Source organism: Variovorax sp. YR634, from assembly GCF_900106655.1.
Lineage (GTDB): Bacteria > Pseudomonadota > Gammaproteobacteria > Burkholderiales > Burkholderiaceae_C > Variovorax.
This window is the reverse complement of record NZ_FNOL01000011.1, coordinates 158,291-175,969: the sequence shown is the minus strand read 5'-3', so window position 1 is coordinate 175,969 and position 17,679 is coordinate 158,291. Positions and strand designations below refer to the sequence as shown.

The following is a 17,679-nucleotide window of genomic DNA, read 5'->3' as shown; positions in this document are numbered from 1 at the left end:
GAGGGGTGGAGGGCGGATTCATTCTAGGGGGCTGCTTTTTCTTTTTGTTTGCCACCTTTTGAAATGGCTTGCAGCAAGGGATGTGCCTGCAATCGCTGCTGCAGCCGTTTCTTCCACGGGGCCGGCAGCGCCGAGGCTTCGATCATTGCGGGCCACTTGTCGCGCGCGAGCCGCGCGGTGTCGGCGATCACACGGCGCACCAGCGGCTCGTGCAGCCCGGTCGAGAAGCAGAAGGCGCGCACGCTGGCGGGTGTGAACAGGGCCGTGCGCCTGGCCGCGCCGGCGGCTGCGGGCAGCAATGGCAAGGCGTGGCCGTCGACACCTTGCAGCGCAGCGTACGCGACGATGTCGTAGGCCGGGGCAAAGCGCGGCGCGATGCCATCGGGGTACAGCACGCCGAAGTTCTTCAGATGCGCATCGGGGTTGCCGAGGAGGTCGTTCACCGCAAGGCGCCGCACGAGCTCGAGCACCGCTTCGTCCCCCAGCGACGGAAAGGCGCGCATTGCGAGCGCCATGTCGAGGTAGCTGCCGCTGTACTTGCGCATCGGGTCGATCGCCAGCACCTGCGCGAAATCTTCGAAGTGGATGCGGCGCGCGCCGTCGCGGTCGAAACGCGTCACTGCCAGAAACTCGGGTTCGTCGGGCAGCGCATAGCTGTGCTCTGCGGCAATGGCCGAGAGCGGTGCGAGTTCGGCATGGCAAACCTCGACGCCCGCCGCGCTCGCCATCTGCAGCGACAGCATTTCGAGCTGCGGCATGTGCGGCCGGCCAGCCACCGGCAGCTTGGCGATGACCCGGGTGCTCGCACCGGCCCGCGTGCGGGCAACATACCGTCCGCCCTGGCGGCGCAGGCCCAGCTTGGGCTGCACGCCGGAGACCGAAATGCCCTGCGGCATCGGCAGCTCGACCACCGACATCTCCAGCGCGTCCTGGTCCTGCGTGATGAGTCGCTGCAGCGTGCCGCGGTCCACCGACACGGGCCTGGCGCTCACGGCGCCGGGCAGGTCGCCGCCACAGGCCGCGAGCAGCTCGAAATAGTCGTTCTCGCGGCAGCCGCGAAGCTGCGCGATGTGGCTGCGCAGCACGCCTTCGGGCAGCAGGTTCTGGAAAAAGCTGGGCAGCAGGCCGCTCTGGGCGTTGAACAACGGGTTCTTGACATCGCTCCACAGCGCCGACTGAGTGGGCGGATCGCTCGCCACCATCGAGAGCGACAGCACTTCGGGCGGTGGGCTGGCGACTAGCTCGGGTTCCGCCACGAAGCGGCACAGGTCGGCGTACTGGAACAGCTTGCCGAAGCGGCGTGCGCCGAGCGAAATCTCGAGGATCTTGACGTTCATGGCGGTGAGCGGCGCTTGACGTAGGGCGGGGCGGGCGCCTGCGCCACGGCATGGCCGACACGCGTGGTCACGGGGCGATAGCCGGCATCGGTTGCCGTCGTTTCACCGAAGCCCTTGGGCGCAAGCTGCAACTCGAGCCCCAGCGCATCGACCAGCGCCAACAGGGACGACAGCTGCGGATTGCCACGCAGGCTCAGGGCGTTGCGCACGGAGCGCTCGGTGAGCCCAGAGCGCAGCGCGATCTCGGCATTCGAGATGCCGGCGGCCTCGCGGCGGGCAGTCAGGACGGTGATGAGTTCCTGCTTGTTCACGGAAACATATTACCGCAAATGCAGATTTGGGAAATATCTTTCCTATGCTGCATTCCCCGCGACCTTACTTGGGCAGCAGCGTGAAGAAGGGCATGACCACGCCCATTACCCAGTTCTGGCCGAAGTCGAGTGCCGCCCGGCGGTATTTCTCGTCGGCCTGGGCGGCCAGCAGATCGAGCCGCGCCACCACCTTCGACAGTTCGCGGTCGGCCACGAGGTTGCGGCCGCGGTCGCTGATTTCGGTGGCCAGCAGCAGCGGCTGGCCGTCGGGGGCGGTCTTGGAGGAAATGAGCCAGAGCGAGATCTCGAAGTTGCGTGCGGCCCGGAAGCTGTTTTCAGCGTTGACGCCGTCGATCATGGTCTGGTCCCAGGTGTCGCCGTTGGCCTGCTTGAGCATGGTGGCCCAGCCAACCACCAGTGCCGCGACGCGGTCGCCCTGGTAGCCCTGCGGCCCGGTGTCGAAGGCCATGCGGATCGCGTCGATGCCGGTGGCGCCCTTCAACTCGGGCAGGGGCGGGCCCTTGAGCACGGCGTCCCAGGCACGCTGGGTGGCTTCGTCCATGCTGGCTGCCGACTTGCGCCATTCGCGGGGGTTGCGCTTGTACAGGGTGCTCTGAACCCGTCGCACTGATTGCAGGTTGTCGCGCAATGACAGGTTGGCGATGCGGTTGGCGCCGGACTGCAGCCACTCCTGGTTGTTGTAGGGTTCGGCGCGCTGGGTGTCGCGTACCGACGAGCAGCCGGCAAGACCGAGCAGGGCGGCCGTGCCCGCCAGCAGCCAGGTTCGTCTTACGGCAAGGGGTGAAACCGGGGAATCGCTCATGCCCTGACGTTATCATCCACGGCTGGGGCGGCGGCCTGCATCAAGCTGCGGGCCCGTGCAATTTTCCTTACAAATCAATACCTTGGCGCTACAGCCAAGGCAGGCCGACAAGTCGTGCGTCTTAATTCCATCAAGCTTTCGGGCTTCAAGTCGTTCGCCGAACCCACCAACTTCCTGCTGCCGGGCCAACTGGTCGGCGTTGTCGGGCCCAACGGTTGCGGCAAGTCGAACATCATGGACGCGGTGCGCTGGGTGCTCGGTGAGTCGCGCGCGTCGGAGTTGCGCGGCGAATCGATGCAGGACGTGATCTTCAACGGCACGACCACGCGCAAGCAGGCCAGCCGCTCGAGCGTGGAACTGGTGTTCGACAACGCCGATCACCGTGCCGGCGGCCAGTGGAACCAGTTCGGCGAAATCGCCGTGCGCCGCGTGCTCACCCGCGACGGCACCAGCAGCTACTACATCAACAACCAGCCGGTGCGTCGCCGCGACGTGCAGGACGTGTTCCTGGGTACGGGCCTCGGCCCCCGCGCCTACGCCATCATCGGCCAGGGCACGATCAGCCGGATCATCGAATCGAAGCCCGAGGAACTGCGCCTGTTCCTCGAAGAAGCCGCGGGTGTTTCCAAGTACAAAGAGCGCCGCCGCGAAACCGAAAACCGCCTGGGCGACACGCGCGAGAACCTCACGCGGGTCGAAGACATTCTTCGCGAACTCAACGCCAACCTCGAAAAGCTCGAAAAGCAGGCCGAGGTGGCCGCGCGCTACAACACGCTGCAGGGCGACGCCACGAAGAAGCAGCACCAGCTGTGGTTTCTGAAGCGCAGCGAAAGCAACGCCGACCAGTCCAAGATCAAGGCCGATTCCGAAAAGGCCATCAACGACCTCGAATCGCGTACGGCAGACCTGCGCCACATCGAGGCCGAGCTCGAAACCGTGCGCCAGGCCCACTACGGGGCAGGCGACCAGGTCAACCAGGCGCAGGGCAAGCTCTACGAGGCCAGCGCCGAAGTCGGCCGGCTCGAAGGCGAGATCCGCTTCGTGGTCGAAGGCCGCCAGCGCGTCGAGCAGCGTCTTGTGCAACTGCGCGAGCAAATGGGCCAGTGGGGCCGTCGCCGCGAAGAAGCCGAAACCGAGATCGAAACCCTGGCCGGCGCCGGCGTGGACGCTGAAGAGCAGGCCATCATGCTGGCCGCCCAGCTCGAAGAGCACGACGCGCGCATGCCCGACCTCGAAGAGGCCGTGCAACGCGCCCAGGACGAGGCCAACACCCAGCGCACGACCGTGTCGCAGGTGCAGCAGCAGATCCAGGTGCTGGCCGCCGACCAGCGCAACATCGAAGAACAAAGCCGCCAGCTCACGCAGCGCAGCGAACGCCTGCGCGCCGACCAGAATGCGCTGGCCGCGCCCGACGAAGCCCGCCTGCTCGACATGCAGGAGCAGCACGCCATGGCGCAGGAAGCCGCCAGCGAAGCCGAAGCACGCCTGCACGAACTGCAGGAAGCCGTGCCGCAGCTCGACGACGACCGCCGCGCCAAGCAGCAGGCCGTCAACACCGAGGGCGCCCGCCACGCCGAGTACTCGGCCCGCCTCGAAGCGCTGCGCGCGCTGCAGGAAAAGGTCAAGACCGACGGCAAGCTGGCCCCCTGGCTCGCCAAGCATGGCCTCGACGGCCTGCAGGGCCTGTGGAGCCGCATCCACATCGAACAGGGCTGGGAAAGCGCGCTCGAAGCCGCACTGCGCGAACGCCTGGGCGCGCTCGAAGTCAGCCGCCTGGAGATGGTGCGCGCCTTCGGCAACGACGCGCCGCCCGCCAAGCTCGCCTTCTACAGCCCGCCGGCCGCCGGAGCACCCGAAGGCACGGCCGCGCTGCCGCGCCTGTCGAGCCTGCTGCGCCTGAACGATGCGGGGCAACAGGCCTTGCTGAACGACTGGCTGCACGGCTGCTACACCGCCGCGAGCTTCGAGGAAGCGCTGGCCCAGCGCGCCGCGCTGCAGCCGGGTGAGGTCATCTACGTGCAGAGCGGCCATGCCGTGTCCTCGCACAGCGTCAATTTCTACGCACCTGATTCCGAGCAGGCTGGCTTGCTGGCCCGCCAGCAGGAAATGGAAAACCTGGAGCGCCAGCTGCGCGCCCAGACGCTCATCAACGAAGAAGCGCGCACCGCGCTGGTCCGCGCCGAAGCGGCCTATGCCGACGCTGCGCAGCGCCTCGTGACCGCGCGGCGCGAAGCCGCCGAAACCCAGTCACGCGCGCATGAATTGCAGGTCGAGACCCTGCGTATGACGCAGCTCGCCGAGCAGACCCGCGCCCGCAGCCAGCAGCTGGCGGCTGATCTCGGCGAAGTCGATGCGCAGCTCGAAGAACTGCAAGAAAAACGCATCGCTGCCGAAGGCCGCTTCGAAGAGCTCGACATGCAACTGGCAGACAGCCAGGAGCGCCACGCCGAACTCGACGAACGCGTGATCGAGGCCGGCCGCGCGCTGGCCGCGAGCCGCGAGCAGCATCGCAGCCTTGAACGCCAGGCACAGGAAGCGACCTTCTCGCAACGCACGCTCGAAGCCCGCCGTGCGGAGCTCAACCGCTCCATCGAAACCGCCGCGCAGCAGACCGTGGCGCTGACCGACGAAGACGAGCGCGCCCGCGCCGAGTTGAGCCGCCTGTCAGACGCCGCCGCGCAAGCCGGCCTGCAGGATGCGCTGGCCCTCAAGCTCGAGCGCGAAGCTGCGCTCGGTTCGGCGCGCAGCCAGTACGACGACCTCACTCTCAAGCTGCGCGCCAGCGACGAGCGCCGCCTGCAACTCGAACGCGAACTCGACCCGCTGCGCCAGCGCATTACCGAGTTCCAGCTGAAGGAGCAGGCCGCGCGCCTGGGTGTCGAGCAATACCAGCAACTGCTGGACGACGCCGGCGCCGACCTCGAAGCCATCGAGCAGTCGATCGAAACCGACAAGGTCAAGCTCACCGGCCTGCAGAGCGAAATCGACCGCCTCAACCGCGAAGTGGTCGCGCTCGGCGCGGTGAACCTGGCCGCGCTCGACGAACTGGCCATTGCCAGCGAACGCAAGACCTTCCTCGACGCCCAGTCGGCCGACCTGAACGAAGCCATCGGCACGCTCGAAGACGCCATCCGCAAGATCGACGCCGAAACGCGCGACCTGCTCGGCGGCACCTTCAAGATCGTCAACGAGCACTTCAGCCGCATGTTCCCGGAGTTGTTCGGCGGCGGCAATGCCAAGCTCATGATGACCGGCGACGAAATCCTCGACTCCGGCGTGCAGGTGATGGCCCAGCCCCCGGGCAAGAAGAACCAGACCATCCACCTGCTCTCGGGCGGCGAGAAGGCTCTCACGGCCATTGCGCTCGTGTTCGCCATCTTCCAGCTGAACCCGGCGCCTTTCTGTCTGCTCGACGAAGTGGACGCGCCGCTGGACGACGCGAACACCGAGCGCTATGCCAAACTCGTCACCGCCATGAGCCGTGAAACCCAGTTCCTCTTCATCAGCCACAACAAGATCGCCATGGAAATGGCCGAGCAACTGATCGGTGTGACGATGCAGGAGCAGGGCGTGTCGCGCATCGTCGCGGTCGACATGGAGTCGGCGGTCTCGATGGTCGAAGCCGCGTAAGCCGAGCGGCACCCATGACCAATCTCACTCTCGCCCTGGCCATCCTCGGCGGTCTCGTTCTCGCGGCCGTCGTTGCCTACAACACGCTGATGTCGCGCCGCAATGCGCCGCGCCAGCCCGATGCGGTCGACCTCGCGCTGGCCGATGCAGAGCGCGCAATGTCGGGCTCGCCCGACGGCGCGGAGCCGATGCTGCACGTCGACCCGTACCAGGTGCAGCAGGGCGCCGACCGCCACGAGCCCCTGTTCGACCCCGACCTGCCGGCGCCCAGCGGCGTGCCCGTGCCGACCGGCGAGCGCCGCGGCGGGCTCGATCCGCTGATCGACGTGATCGCGCCAATCTCGCTCGACGGGCTCGCGTCCGGTGACGCCGCCATTGCCGCCATGCCGTCGACGCGGCGCGCCGGTAGCAAGCCGGTGGCCATCGAGGGCCTGAACGAACACAACGGCCAATGGGAGCCGCCCGTGCCCGGTCAGCGCTACAGCGCCTTCCAGGTCGGCGTGCAGCTGGCCAACCGCACGGGCGCGCTCAACGAAATCGAGTACTCCGAATTCGTGGTCAAGGCGCAGGCATTTGCCGACGCGGTCAACGGCGCGCCGGAGTTCCCCGAGATGCTCGACGAAGTGGCACGCGCCCGCGAGCTTGACCAGTTCGCCAGCGCGCACGACGCGCAGCTGGGCTTTGTCCTGCGCGCATTGCATGCGGCCTGGAGCCCGGGCTATGTGCAGCAGAACGCGGCGCGGCTCGGCTTCGTGGCCGGCATCATCCCGGGGCGCATGGTGCTGCCGACCAGCGAAGTTGGTTTGCCGCCGATCCTCGGGCTGGCCTTCGACACGCAGGCCGCGCTGGCCGACGACCCGGCCCAATCGGCCATTCGCGAACTCAGCCTGAGCCTCGATGTGCCGCAGGTCGACCGCGGCGAAGAGCCGTTCCGCCGCATGCGCGAAGCCGCCGCAACGCTGGCGCGCGAAATGGACGGCGTGGTCACCGACAGCGACGGCCAGCTGCTGCGCGACGAGACGATGGACGTGATCGGCGCCGACCTCGAGCAGCTCTACGACACGCTCGATGCGCGCGACCTCGCTGCGGGTTCTCCGCTGGCGCGACGCCTCTTCAGCTAACAACTCCGACCTTCGGGAGACACCCCATGACGACGCGCGACGAAGCGGCACGCGAAGCCGCCGCACTGAGCGAACAGCTCCACCGGCACGCCCATCTCTACTACGTGCTCGACACGCCCGAACTGCCGGACGCAGAGTACGACAAGCTCTTCCAGCGCCTGCAGGCCATCGAGGCAGAGTTTCCCGATCTGCGGACGCCCGATTCGCCGACGCAGCGCGTGGGCGGCAAGGTGCTCGACGGTTTCGTCAAGGTGCGCCACAAGGTGCCGATGCTGTCGATCCGTACCGAGACCGACATCACGCCCGGCGGCGCGAGCGCCTTCGATGCGCGCGTGCGCAAGGAACTGGGCTTGCCCGAGGACGGGCCGCAGGTCAGCTATGTCTGCGAGCTGAAGTTCGATGGCCTCGCCATGAACCTGCGCTACGAGAACGGCGTGCTGGTGCAGGCTGCCACGCGCGGCGATGGCGAGGTGGGGGAAGACGTCACGCAGAACATCCGCACTGTGCGCGAGATCCCTTTGCGGCTCAACGGCACGGCGCCGCCTGTGGTCGAAGTGCGCGGCGAGGTCTACATGAAGCGCGCCGATTTCGACGCGCTCAACGAGCGCCAGCGCCAGAAGATTGCGGACGGACAAAAGAACGAGAAGGTGTTCGTCAATCCACGCAATGCCGCGGCTGGCGCGGTGCGCCAACTCGATCCGGCGATTGCCGCGGCGCGGCCCCTGAGCTTCTTTGCCTACGGGCTGGGCGAGGTCACGCCGGCGGCCGAAGGCGGGCCAGACTGCCCGACGCAGTTCGACTGGCTGCAGCAGTTCCACGCGTGGGGCTTCCCCGTGGCAACGCAGACGGCACGAGCTACGGGTGCTATCGAACTCATAGCGTTCCACGAAAACATCGGCCGCCAGCGCGATGCCTTGCCTTACGACATCGACGGCGTGGTCTACAAGGTCGACAGCATCGAGTTGCAGCGGCAACTGGGCTTTGTCTCACGCGAGCCGCGCTGGGCCGTGGCCCACAAGTACCCGGCTCAGGAGCAGCTGACCGAAGTGGTCGGCATCGAGATCCAGGTCGGGCGCACCGGCAAGCTCACGCCGGTGGCCAAGCTCGCGCCGGTATTCGTCGGCGGCGTGACCGTGACGAACGCCACGCTGCACAACGAAGACGAAGCGCGCCGCAAGGATGTGCGTGTGGGCGACACGGTGATCGTGCGTCGCGCCGGCGACGTGATTCCCGAAGTGGTCGGCGTGGTGCCCGAAAGCCTCGCAAAGCCCGAGGGCGAGCGCGGTGCGCAGTTCACCATGCCGCACAAATGTCCTGTGTGCGATTCGGAGGCCGTGCGCGAGGAGGGCGAGGTCGACTACCGCTGCACTGGCGGCCTGTTCTGTGCGGCGCAGCGCAAGGAAGCCATCCTGCACTTCGCAGCGCGGCGTGCGGTCGACGTCGACGGCCTTGGCGACAAGCTGGTCGAGCAACTGGTCGATGCCAACCTGATCCGCACCTTGCCTGATCTCTACAAGCTGGGCTTCACCACACTGGCCGGGCTGGAGCGCATGGCCGAGAAGTCGGCGAAGAACCTCGTCGATGCGCTCGAAGCCTCGAAGAAGACCACGCTGCCGCGCTTCCTGTTCGGCCTTGGCATTCGCCACGTGGGCGAGACCACCGCGAAAGACCTGGCCAAGCACTTCGGCAAGCTCGACGCGATCATGGACGCGACCGAAGAGCAATTGCTCGAAGTGAACGACGTTGGCCCGGTGGTGGCGCAAAGCCTGCGCACCTTCTTCGACCAGCCGCACAACCGAGATGTTGTCAACGAACTCCGAGGCGCTGGGCCTGAAGGTTGCGGACTGACATGGGAAGAGGGCGAGCCCGCCGCCCGCGCTTCGAAGCCTTTGGCGGGCCTGACCTTCGTCATCACCGGTACCCTTCCTACGCTGAGCCGCGACGAAGCGAAGGATAAATTGGAGGCGGCCGGTGCTAAGGTTTCCGGCTCCGTCAGCAAGAAAACCCATTACCTCGTGGCCGGGGAAGAGGCCGGGAGCAAGCTTGACAAGGCACGTGAGAACGGCGTCGAGATCATCGACGAGGCGCGTATGCTGGAGATACTCGCCAACGGTGTCCCGGCAGAAGACGCGGGCGAGTGAGCGGGGAAACGTGACGGCAGATCCTCTTTACCGGCCGTTACGCGACTTCATCGCAGCGCAGTCAACAGGGTCTACAACCTGGCGTTGAAAGCTAATTGAAGGCCACAAGGAGAGTCCCTCATGCAAAAAATTCGAGTTCTCGGTGCCTGTGTTGCACTCGGCGGCGTTGCGCTGCTGAGCGGCTGCGTGGGCGTGCCTGCCGATCCCTACTACGGCGGGGGCTATTCGTCGGGGCCTTACTACAGCGAGCCTGCGCCCGTGGTCGTGGCGCCTGCGCCGGTCTACATCAACGGTGGCGGCTACTACGAGCGCCGTCCGTATTACGACGGTGGTCGTCCTTATTACGGCCGCCCGGCTTATCCGGCCGTGCGTCCGGGCTATCCGGCGGCGCGTCCGCCGAACTGGGGTGGTGGCCGGCCTCCGGCCGTGGTGCGTCCGCCGATTGCAGGTGGCGGTCCCGGCTCCATCCCGACTCAGCCGCGCGGCAATGCGCGCTTCTGGACCTCGCCGGACTCCAAGACGCAAAGCCCTCCCTGATCCCGCCAGGGACGAACGAAGGCGCGAGGCTGTCGCGATAATCCCGCCATGGCCATCCGCGAAATCCTCAAGATGGGCGACCCCCGGCTGCTGCGTATCGCGCAGCCGGTCGCCGCCTTCGACACCGACGAACTGCACCTGCTGGTGCGCGACATGTTCGAAACCATGCATGCGGTCAATGGCGCCGGCCTAGCCGCGCCGCAGATCGGCGTGGACCAGCAGCTCGTGATCTTCGGCACTGATGTCGTGAACCCCCGTTATCCCGATGCGCCGCCGGTGCCACGCACCGTGCTGCTCAATCCCGTCATCACGCCGCTGAACGACGAGGAAGAAGAGGGCTGGGAAGGGTGCCTGTCGGTGCCGGGCCTGCGCGGCGTGGTGCCGCGCTTTGCCAACATCCGCTATACCGGGTTCGACCCGTACGGCGACCCGATTGACCGGGTCGCCACCGGCTTTCATGCGCGCGTGGTGCAGCATGAAGTCGATCACTTGCTGGGCAAGCTCTACCCGATGCGGGTGCGCGATTTCTCGCGCTTCGGCTACACCGAGGTTCTGTTTCCGGGCCTCGATGCAGCCGACGACGACTGATCGAACCTGATCAGTTGTATTTGCTGCTGAGTGCGAAGCGGCCACCGCCCATGAAGGCGAGAGCCAGCGCCGCGAACAGGAACATGCCTTGCAGTTCCAGCGCCCAGCCGCCTTGCTTGCCGAGTGAGGTCAGGTCCTTCATATGGACCAGCGCGAATGCCACCAGCATGTTGATGGCCACGATCCACGCGGCGGGACGCGTGTAGAGGCCGATGATCAGCAGCACGGGCGCCACCACCTCGCCGATGTAGACCAGATAGGCCAGCGCGCCCGGCAGCCCGTGCTGGGCCAGCATGCCGGAGATGAAGCCGACGCCGCCTTGCAGCTTGGCGATGCCGTGCAGCAGGATCAGGACGCCAAGCGAAACGCGCAGGATGAACTTGCCGGTGTCGTCGGATTTGACCATTTGTGTGGATTCCATTGGAGTGGTTGATTGGAGGGCCGTATGGTAGTGAACCTGCGACGCTTCGAGCCAGCTTTTGCGGCGCATATGCATCCAACCCGGAGTTCTTTGGCAGAGTCTGGTGTCGGCCCGTACACTGCCTTTTGCCTACTGTTGAGGAGAACACACCAATGAACAATCGATTCCGCCCGGCCCTGCTCGCAGCCGCCTCTGTCATCGCCTTGGCCGCGGCCGCACCGGCCTTCGCCGGCAAGACGCTCGACGCGGTCAAGCAGCGCGGCACCGTCAAGTGCGGCGTGACCAACGGCGTGGCGGGCTTTTCCGCGCCAGACACGCAGGGCAACTGGTCGGGCCTCGACGTCGACACCTGCCGCGCCATCGCAGCCGCCGTGCTCGGCGACGGCAAGAAGGTCGACTTCGTGCCGCTCAACTCGCAGCAGCGCTTCTCGGCCCTGCAGGCAGGCGAAATCGACATCCTCGCGCGCAACACCACCTGGACGCTCACGCGCGACGCCTCGCTGGGCTTCAACTTCACCACCATCACCTACTACGACGGCCAGGGCTTCCTGGTGCCCAAGAAGCTCAAGGTGACGAGCGCCAAGCAGCTCAAGAACGCGACCATCTGCACGCAGTCGGGCACCACCAACGAGAAGAACGTTTCCGACTACTTCCGTGCCCAGAATATCCCGGTGAAGACGGTCGTCTTCGAGAGCTTCGAGGCTTCGTTCAAGGCCTTTTTCTCGGGTCGCTGCCAGGCCTTCACGACCGACGCCTCGGCGCTGGCCGGCCTGCGCAACAAGGAAGCGCCGAACCCCGACGACTACATCATCCTGCCCGAGCTGATCTCCAAGGAGCCCCTGGCGCCGCTGGTGCGCCGCGGCGACGACGAGTGGTTCGCCATTGCCAAGTGGGTGCCCAACGCGCTCATCGAGGCCGAGGAATTCGGCGTCACCCAGGCCAATGCCGACGAGCTCAAGGCCAGCAGCAAGGATCCGGCGCAGCAGCGCCTGGTCGGCACCGGTGAAGACCTCGGCAAGCTGCTGGGCCTGGACAAGGACTGGTCGTTCCGCGCGATCAAGGCCGTGGGTAACTACGGCGAGATGTTCGAGCGCAACGTCGGTCCCAAGTCGGTGCTGAAGCTGCCGCGCGGCTCCAACAACCTCTGGAGCAAGGGCGGTCTGATCTACGCACCCCCGGTTCGATGAACGGCGGGGCCTCGCGCCGCGGGGTCTGGCTGGCGTGGGCCGTCCAGGCACTGCTGGTGCTGGCCGTGGTGGCCGGCGCGGTCTGGGTGGTGCACCATGCGCTCGAGGTGCTTCGCGCGCGCGGGGTTCGCTCGGGCTTTGACTTTCTTACCGAGCCCGCGGGTTTTTCGATCAGCGAAGGCTGGCTCGACTTCGATGCGAGCCAGCCGTTCTGGCGCGCCTTTCTCGCGGGCCTGATCAACACGGTGCGCGCGGCCGTGCCGGCGGCGATCTTCTCGGTCGTGCTCGGCACGCTGATCGGCATCGGACGGCTCGCGCCGCACGTGCTGCTGCGCGGCATCTGCACCGCGTACGTCGAACTGCTGCGCAACGTGCCGCTGCTGGTGCAACTGCTGATGCTGGCCTTTGCCATGGCCAACCTGCTGCCCGACCCGACCGAGCCGGTTCGGCTGCTGCCGGGTGTGTGGCTCAGCAAGGGCGGGCTCAGCGTGCCGTGGCCCATGGTGGGCGAGGGCGGTCTGCATTTCGAGTTTCCCGAGCGCGGTGACTTCGGCGTGAGCGGCGGCGCGGCGCTGAGCCCCGAGTACGTGACCATCGTCGCGGGCCTGAGCTTCTATTCGGCCGCCTTCGTGGCTGAGATCGTGCGGGCGGGCATCCTGTCAGTGTCGCAGGGGCAGGTGCTCGCGGGGCAGGCGCTGGGGCTGTCGCCGGTGCAGCAACTGCGCATCGTCGTGCTGCCGCAGGCGCTGCGGGTGATCGTGCCTTCGCTCACCAACCAGCTGTTGAGCCTCACCAAGAATTCGTCGCTGGCGGTGGCCGTGGGCTATCCGGAACTGGTGTCGGTGGCCAACACCACCATCGGCTCGAACGGCCGCGCCTTCGAGTGCATCGCGATCATCATGGCGGTCTACCTGCTGCTGTCGCTGCTGATCTCCTTCGGCATGAATCGCTACAACGCGCGCGTCGCGCTGCGGGGCTGGCGATGAGGAACGTGGCACAAGGCCCCATCGCATGGCGCAGCGAACTCTGGGGTTCGCCGCTGCGCTCGCTTGCCACGGTGCTGCTGCTGGCGCTGCTGGCGTGGGGCGGCTTCCACGTCATTGAATGGGGCATCGTGCATGCGGTGTTCCGGGCCGACGCCGAGGCCTGCCGTACTGTTCAACATGGCGCCTGCTGGGGCGTAGTGGCCGAGAAATGGCGGCCGATGTTGTTCGGGCGCTTTCCGTATGAGGAGCAGTGGCGGCCTGCTATCGCGGTGGTCGTGCTGTCCGCTGTCACGATGCTCAGTGCGTGGCCGCGCAGCTGGCGCTGGTGGCTGGTGCCGCTCTGGGCCGTCGCATTGCTGCTGTTCGTACTGTTGATGCGCGGCGGCGTGCTCGGCCTGTCCCAGGTGCCGACGAGCCGCTGGGGCGGCCTGCCGCTGACGATCGGGCTGGCGGTGGTGGGGCTGGCGCTGGCCTTTCCGCTGGCCTTGCTGCTGGCGCTGGGGCGCCGCTCGGGCTGGCCCGTGGTGCGCACGCTGAGCGCGAGCTACATCGAGCTGGTGCGCGGCGTGCCGCTGATCTCGGTGCTGTTCATGGCCTCGTTTCTGCTGCCGCTGCTGTGGCCGGCCGGATGGCAGCCCGACGTGCTGGTGCGGGTGCTCGCGGGCCTCGTGCTGTTCGTGGCTGCCTATCTGGCGGAAATCATCCGCGGCGGCCTGCAGGCCGTGCCGCGCGGGCAGACCGAAGTGGCGATGGCGCTGGGCTTCGGCCGCTGGCCGGTGCAGCGCGACATCGTGCTGCCTCAGGCGCTGCGCCTCGTCGTGCCCGCGCTCACCAACAGCGTGGTCGGCACGCTGAAAGACACCTCGCTCGTCACCGTGGTCGGCCTTTTCGAGCTGACCGGCGCGCTGGGGCTGGCGCTCGGCGGCGATCCGACGTGGCGGCCGTTCTACCTCGAGGGCTATCTCTTCATCGCGGCCGTGTACTGGGTGCTGTGCTTCGGGCTCTCGCGCTACAGCGTGTGGCTCGAAAAACGGCTCTCGGCCGCGCCCTGAGCCGGACGCCGCCGGGCTCCTGTACACTCCGGGCCTTCATGTCGAGCCACAACTCCCACCCCGCATCCAACGCAGCCCTGATGGCTCGCATGATGCCGCCTGCCTCCGCGCAGGCGATGGTTGTTGCTCGAATGATTACCACCATTACCACCGCGGTCACCTGATACGCGCAGGTGGCCGTTCCGGCAGCCACCTGGTGTATCGCTCTCTCCCCGAACGAATGAACCCAGCTCTGGCAGCTGGGTTTTGTTTTTTCGTCTGGAGATGTCCATGTACCGCGATCCCGTTGAATCCCTCGAGCCCCTGCACAGCCGCCCTGCGGCCATTCGTACCCTGCGCGTGGGGATGATCGGCATCGGCACCGTGGGCTCCGGCACCTTCCGCGTGCTGGCGCGTAACCGGGCCGACATCGCAGCGCGGGCCGGCCGTTCGATCGAGCTTGTGATCGTCGCCGCGCGCAACCTGCAGCGGGCCGCCGGCATCGTGGGAGAGGGCGTTCCGCTCACGGCCGACGCGATGCATGTGGCCACGCACCCCGATGTCGACGTGGTGGTGGAAGTGGCAGGCGGTACCGGCCCGGCGCGAGATTGGGTGCTGGCTGCCATCGCACACGGCAAGCACGTGGTGACGGCCAACAAGGCTCTGCTGGCAGTGCACGGCACTGAGATCTTTGCGGCCGCGCGGGAGAAAGGCGTGGTCGTGGCCTACGAAGGGGCGGTGGCCGTGAGCATCCCCATCATCAAGGCGCTGCGCGAAGGCCTTGCGGCCAACCGCATCGAATGGGTGGCGGGCATCATCAACGGCACCACCAACTTCATCCTGAGCAAGATGCGCGACGAGGGTCTCGACTTCGTCGCCGCGCTCGCGCAAGCACAGGCGCTGGGCTACGCGGAAGCCGACCCGACTTTCGACATCGAAGGCATCGACGCCGCCCACAAGCTGACCCTGCTCGCCGCCAACGCTTTCGGCATGCCGCTGCGCTTTGCCGACGCGCAGGTGGAAGGCATCACCGCCCTGCAAGGGCTGGACGTGGCGTGTGCCGAACAGCTCGGCTACCGCATCAAGCTGCTGGGCGTGGCGCGGCGGCAAGCATCTGGCGTCGAACTGCGCGTGCAGCCCGCGCTAGTACCCGCAGACCACCTGATGGCGCACGTGAAGGGCTCGATGAACGCCGTCATGGTCAAGAGCGACGCGGCTGGCCTCACGATGTACTACGGTGCGGGCGCTGGCTCGGAGCAGACAGCTTCGGCCGTGATCGCCGACCTCGTGGACGTGGCGCGGCTCGATGGCGTCGACGCCTCGCAGCACGTGCCGCACCTGGGCGTTCACGCGCATGCGACGAATGCCTTGTCGGTGCTGCCGCGCGCGGCCGTCGATACCTCGCACTACCTGCGCGTGCCGGTGCACGCGGTCGGCCAGATCCAGGCGGTCACCGCCTGTCTCTCCGCGCAGAAGGTGCCCGTGCGGCAGGTAGCACTGGCGGCCGAATGCTCCGGCACCGGGCCGCAGGTGCTGGTGCTGACCGGGCCTGTAGTGCAGGGCACGCTCGATCTCGCCGTGCATGCGCTCCAGGCGCGAAACGAAGTGGTCGGCCCGGTGGTCACGCTGCGCGTGGAAGCGTTGGAAGGCTGATCAAGCCGCCCGGATCTGCAGCCCCAGCGCGACCGCATCGCGCTGCGGCGCCCGGGTGGCCAGGCTCACCACCACGACCACGGCCGCATTGATCGCCATCGCGATCAGCCCAGCTTCCCACTGCGGCACCGCGGTCGCCCAGAACTTCGCCGCGAACGGCGCCAGCAGCGCGACGAAGCCCGCGACCAGGCCGGCCAGCACGCCGATGGCGCTCGTGCGCTTCCACAGGAACCCGAGGAACACACCCGGCGCGAGCATGCCGATGGCCGAATAGGCGTCGAGCAAAATCTTCACCAGCGAGCCCTTCTGGCTGATCGACAGCCACACCGCAATCGCCGCGAACACCACCAGCGAGCCGCGCGAGAGGGCCAGCGACCCGCGCTCGCCCAGCCCCGGGCGAAACGGCCGCACCACGTTGCGCGTGAAGATCGAGCCCGCCGTCAGCAGTAGCAACGAGCCCGGCGCCAGCGCCAGCAGAAAGCCCGTGCCAGCCAGCAGCCCGACCGTCCAGGCCGGGTAGCGGTCCGACACGAACTGCAGCAGCGCCGCGTTCAGGTTGCCGCCCGGCGGTTGCGTGTTCGCCAGCAGGGCCGCGAAGCCGAGCAGGATGATGAAGAAGTAGGCCAGCGAATACAGCGGCTGCCAGATCGCGTTGCGCCGGATGGCGGTGGCGCTGTGCGCCGTGTACGACATCTGGAACAGGTGCGGAAAGACCCAGTTGCCCAGCGCGATGTTGATGGCCGAAGTCATGAGCCAGATCGCCGTGGTGGGGGAGGTGGCGTCCAGCCCCGGAAACTTGCCGATGCCCGGGTGCTTGGCTTCCGCCATCGAGAACAGGTCCATCAGCGAGGCCGCGCCGACCTTGCTGGCCACCGTCACGCTCAGCAGCACCACGACGACGACCATGAGGATGTCTTTCACGCCGGCTGCGAAGGCGGCGGAACGCACGCCGGCCGCGAACACGAAGGCGATCATCAGCGCGCCCGCGCCGATGGTTGCGGCTTCGCTCGAGATGCTGTTGCCCAGCGTGAGCTGCACGATCAGCCCGAGGCTCACGAGCTGGATCTGCACATACACGACCAGAGACGCGATGCCCACAACGCCGGTCAGCACGCCGAGCCAGGGCGCGTCGTAGCGCGCGGCGAAGAAGTCCGATTGCGTGAGCAGCCCGCGCAGTCGTCCCGCGCGCCAGATCTTCGGCATCAGCCAGTAGCCGACCGCGTAGCTCATCGAGACGGAACAGAACGCGAGGTACGCGGGAGCTCCCAGCGCCCAGGCGTAGCCCGAAATGCCGAGCACCGCGAAGGTGGTGTAGACCTCGCCCGCATTCATGAACCAGAACACGAGCGTGCCGAGGCTGCGGCCGCCGACGGCCCAGTCCGCAAAGCTCTTGCCGTGGCGCGTACGGCGGCCGTAGGCCATGGCGCCTGCCACGGTGGCGAGCAGAATGGCGAGGACGATTGCGAGTTTCATGCCGCGCCGTCCTTGTCGTTCTTGCCAGCGTCTTCGGCCTTCAGGCTCCTGTCGAGGAAGTCGGCCTCTTCGGCCTCGACGCCGGCCAGGGCGTCGAGCCTGAAGACGATCGCGATCACCACGCTCGTGAGCACGATGCCCGCCATCTGCCAGAACATGGGAAAGGGCATGCCGAAGGGCCTGGCCGCAATGTCGTTCACCGCCGGCGCGAGGCAGGCCTGCCAGACGAAGGGGAAGACCAGCAACCATCGATGGCCGAGGCGGGGTGAATCGCTGCTGCGCGCGGGAGGGGTGTCGACCATCTCTCTGCTCCTGTAAAGTGATACTGCACAAAAACTGGCTGGAGTGTGCAATCGGATTGCCAAAAAGCGCAAGCTGGATTTCAGCCATTGCCCGAAGAAATGCCAATGCACGAATATGACGTGAGTGCACCATTGACG

Annotated in this window: 15 protein-coding genes; 9 read left to right on the top strand and 6 right to left on the bottom strand. The window is 66.9% G+C overall.

From position 1 onward, the window contains the following. Positions 1-23: 23 nt before the first annotated feature. The 3 genes from BLV60_RS19565 to BLV60_RS19555 all read right to left on the bottom strand — a co-directional run bounded on the left by BLV60_RS19565 (position 24) and on the right by BLV60_RS19555 (position 2,471). Positions 24-1,337, bottom strand: coding sequence for a type II toxin-antitoxin system HipA family toxin (locus tag BLV60_RS19565; protein ID WP_093056938.1), 1,314 nt, complete (start codon positions 1,335-1,337; stop codon positions 24-26). Continuing rightward, complete coding sequence (locus tag BLV60_RS19560; protein ID WP_093056937.1) at positions 1,334-1,648, bottom strand: helix-turn-helix domain-containing protein; 315 nt, start codon at positions 1,646-1,648, stop codon at positions 1,334-1,336. The genes BLV60_RS19565 and BLV60_RS19560 overlap by 4 nt, the downstream gene beginning before the upstream one ends. Positions 1,649-1,712: 64 nt before the next feature. Next, positions 1,713-2,471 (bottom strand): hypothetical protein, encoded by a 759-nt coding sequence (locus BLV60_RS19555; RefSeq protein ID WP_093056936.1) that lies wholly within the window; start codon positions 2,469-2,471, stop codon positions 1,713-1,715. Positions 2,472-2,585: 114 nt separating this feature from the next. On the opposite strand from BLV60_RS19555, the gene smc reads away from it, so the two are divergent. The 5 genes from smc (at position 2,586) to def (ending at position 10,488) form a co-directional block, all read left to right on the top strand. Beyond that, entirely contained in the window at positions 2,586-6,101 is a 3,516-nt protein-coding gene (smc, locus tag BLV60_RS19550; protein WP_093056935.1) for a chromosome segregation protein SMC, read from the top strand. Positions 6,102-6,115: 14 nt separating this feature from the next. Next, positions 6,116-7,222, top strand: coding sequence for a cell division protein ZipA C-terminal FtsZ-binding domain-containing protein (locus tag BLV60_RS19545; RefSeq protein ID WP_093056934.1), 1,107 nt, complete (start codon positions 6,116-6,118; stop codon positions 7,220-7,222). Positions 7,223-7,248: 26 nt separating this feature from the next. Beyond that, the gene (ligA, locus tag BLV60_RS19540) at positions 7,249-9,363 is read left to right on the top strand and encodes an NAD-dependent DNA ligase LigA (protein ID WP_093056933.1); all 2,115 of its coding nucleotides are present in this window, start codon (positions 7,249-7,251) and stop codon (positions 9,361-9,363) included. A 120-nt stretch (positions 9,364-9,483) separates the two neighbouring features. Beyond that, positions 9,484-9,900 carry a hypothetical protein gene (locus tag BLV60_RS19535; protein WP_093056932.1) on the top strand — a complete coding sequence of 139 codons (417 nt, stop codon included), beginning with the start codon at positions 9,484-9,486 and terminating at the stop codon, positions 9,898-9,900. Positions 9,901-9,948: 48 nt separating this feature from the next. Continuing rightward, the gene (def, locus tag BLV60_RS19530; RefSeq protein WP_093056931.1) at positions 9,949-10,488 is read left to right on the top strand and encodes a peptide deformylase; all 540 of its coding nucleotides are present in this window, start codon (positions 9,949-9,951) and stop codon (positions 10,486-10,488) included. A gap of 10 nt (positions 10,489-10,498) precedes the next feature. Here def and BLV60_RS19525 read toward each other — a convergent pair whose 3' ends face one another. Next, entirely contained in the window at positions 10,499-10,894 is a 396-nt protein-coding gene (locus BLV60_RS19525; protein ID WP_093056930.1) for a DoxX family protein, read from the bottom strand. A gap of 167 nt (positions 10,895-11,061) precedes the next feature. Here BLV60_RS19525 and BLV60_RS19520 point away from each other — a divergent pair, with 167 nt between their 5' ends. The 4 genes from BLV60_RS19520 (at position 11,062) to BLV60_RS19505 (ending at position 15,766) form a co-directional block, all read left to right on the top strand. Then, on the top strand, positions 11,062-12,096 hold the full coding sequence (locus tag BLV60_RS19520) for an amino acid ABC transporter substrate-binding protein (protein WP_093056929.1): 1,035 nt from the start codon (positions 11,062-11,064) through the stop codon (positions 12,094-12,096). After that, positions 12,093-13,082, top strand: a complete 990-nt coding sequence (locus BLV60_RS19515; RefSeq protein ID WP_093056928.1) for an amino acid ABC transporter permease — start codon at positions 12,093-12,095, stop codon at positions 13,080-13,082. The genes BLV60_RS19520 and BLV60_RS19515 overlap by 4 nt, the downstream gene beginning before the upstream one ends. Further along, complete coding sequence (locus BLV60_RS19510) at positions 13,079-14,134, top strand: amino acid ABC transporter permease (RefSeq protein ID WP_093056927.1); 1,056 nt, start codon at positions 13,079-13,081, stop codon at positions 14,132-14,134. The genes BLV60_RS19515 and BLV60_RS19510 overlap by 4 nt, the downstream gene beginning before the upstream one ends. Before the next feature lie 270 nt (positions 14,135-14,404). Further along, on the top strand, positions 14,405-15,766 hold the full coding sequence (locus BLV60_RS19505; RefSeq protein ID WP_093056926.1) for a homoserine dehydrogenase: 1,362 nt from the start codon (positions 14,405-14,407) through the stop codon (positions 15,764-15,766). On the opposite strand, the gene BLV60_RS19500 is transcribed toward BLV60_RS19505, so the two are convergent. Together BLV60_RS19500 and BLV60_RS19495 are read right to left on the bottom strand one after the other, a co-directional pair. Next, the gene (locus BLV60_RS19500; protein ID WP_093056925.1) at positions 15,767-17,239 is read right to left on the bottom strand and encodes a sodium:solute symporter family protein; all 1,473 of its coding nucleotides are present in this window, start codon (positions 17,237-17,239) and stop codon (positions 15,767-15,769) included. Beyond that, positions 17,236-17,541, bottom strand: coding sequence for a DUF3311 domain-containing protein (locus BLV60_RS19495; protein ID WP_093056924.1), 306 nt, complete (start codon positions 17,539-17,541; stop codon positions 17,236-17,238). The genes BLV60_RS19500 and BLV60_RS19495 overlap by 4 nt, the downstream gene beginning before the upstream one ends. Between the last annotated feature and the right edge of the window lie 138 nt (positions 17,542-17,679).

What these genes read in the sequence shown, in the direction of transcription:
- BLV60_RS19565 (WP_093056938.1), bottom strand. Translation starts at nt 1,337, where the DNA reads ATGAACGTCAAGATCCTCGAGATTTCGCTCGGCGCACGCCGCTTCGGC.
- BLV60_RS19555 (WP_093056936.1), bottom strand. Translation starts at nt 2,471, where the DNA reads ATGAGCGATTCCCCGGTTTCACCCCTTGCCGTAAGACGAACCTGGCTG.
- BLV60_RS19545 (WP_093056934.1), top strand. Translation starts at nt 6,116, where the DNA reads ATGACCAATCTCACTCTCGCCCTGGCCATCCTCGGCGGTCTCGTTCTC.
- ligA (WP_093056933.1), top strand. Translation starts at nt 7,249, where the DNA reads ATGACGACGCGCGACGAAGCGGCACGCGAAGCCGCCGCACTGAGCGAA.
- BLV60_RS19535 (WP_093056932.1), top strand. Translation starts at nt 9,484, where the DNA reads ATGCAAAAAATTCGAGTTCTCGGTGCCTGTGTTGCACTCGGCGGCGTT.
- def (WP_093056931.1), top strand. Translation starts at nt 9,949, where the DNA reads ATGGCCATCCGCGAAATCCTCAAGATGGGCGACCCCCGGCTGCTGCGT.
- BLV60_RS19525 (WP_093056930.1), bottom strand. Translation starts at nt 10,894, where the DNA reads ATGGTCAAATCCGACGACACCGGCAAGTTCATCCTGCGCGTTTCGCTT.
- BLV60_RS19520 (WP_093056929.1), top strand. Translation starts at nt 11,062, where the DNA reads ATGAACAATCGATTCCGCCCGGCCCTGCTCGCAGCCGCCTCTGTCATC.
- BLV60_RS19515 (WP_093056928.1), top strand. Translation starts at nt 12,093, where the DNA reads ATGAACGGCGGGGCCTCGCGCCGCGGGGTCTGGCTGGCGTGGGCCGTC.
- BLV60_RS19510 (WP_093056927.1), top strand. Translation starts at nt 13,079, where the DNA reads ATGAGGAACGTGGCACAAGGCCCCATCGCATGGCGCAGCGAACTCTGG.
- BLV60_RS19505 (WP_093056926.1), top strand. Translation starts at nt 14,405, where the DNA reads ATGTACCGCGATCCCGTTGAATCCCTCGAGCCCCTGCACAGCCGCCCT.
- BLV60_RS19500 (WP_093056925.1), bottom strand. Translation starts at nt 17,239, where the DNA reads ATGAAACTCGCAATCGTCCTCGCCATTCTGCTCGCCACCGTGGCAGGC.
- BLV60_RS19495 (WP_093056924.1), bottom strand. Translation starts at nt 17,541, where the DNA reads ATGGTCGACACCCCTCCCGCGCGCAGCAGCGATTCACCCCGCCTCGGC.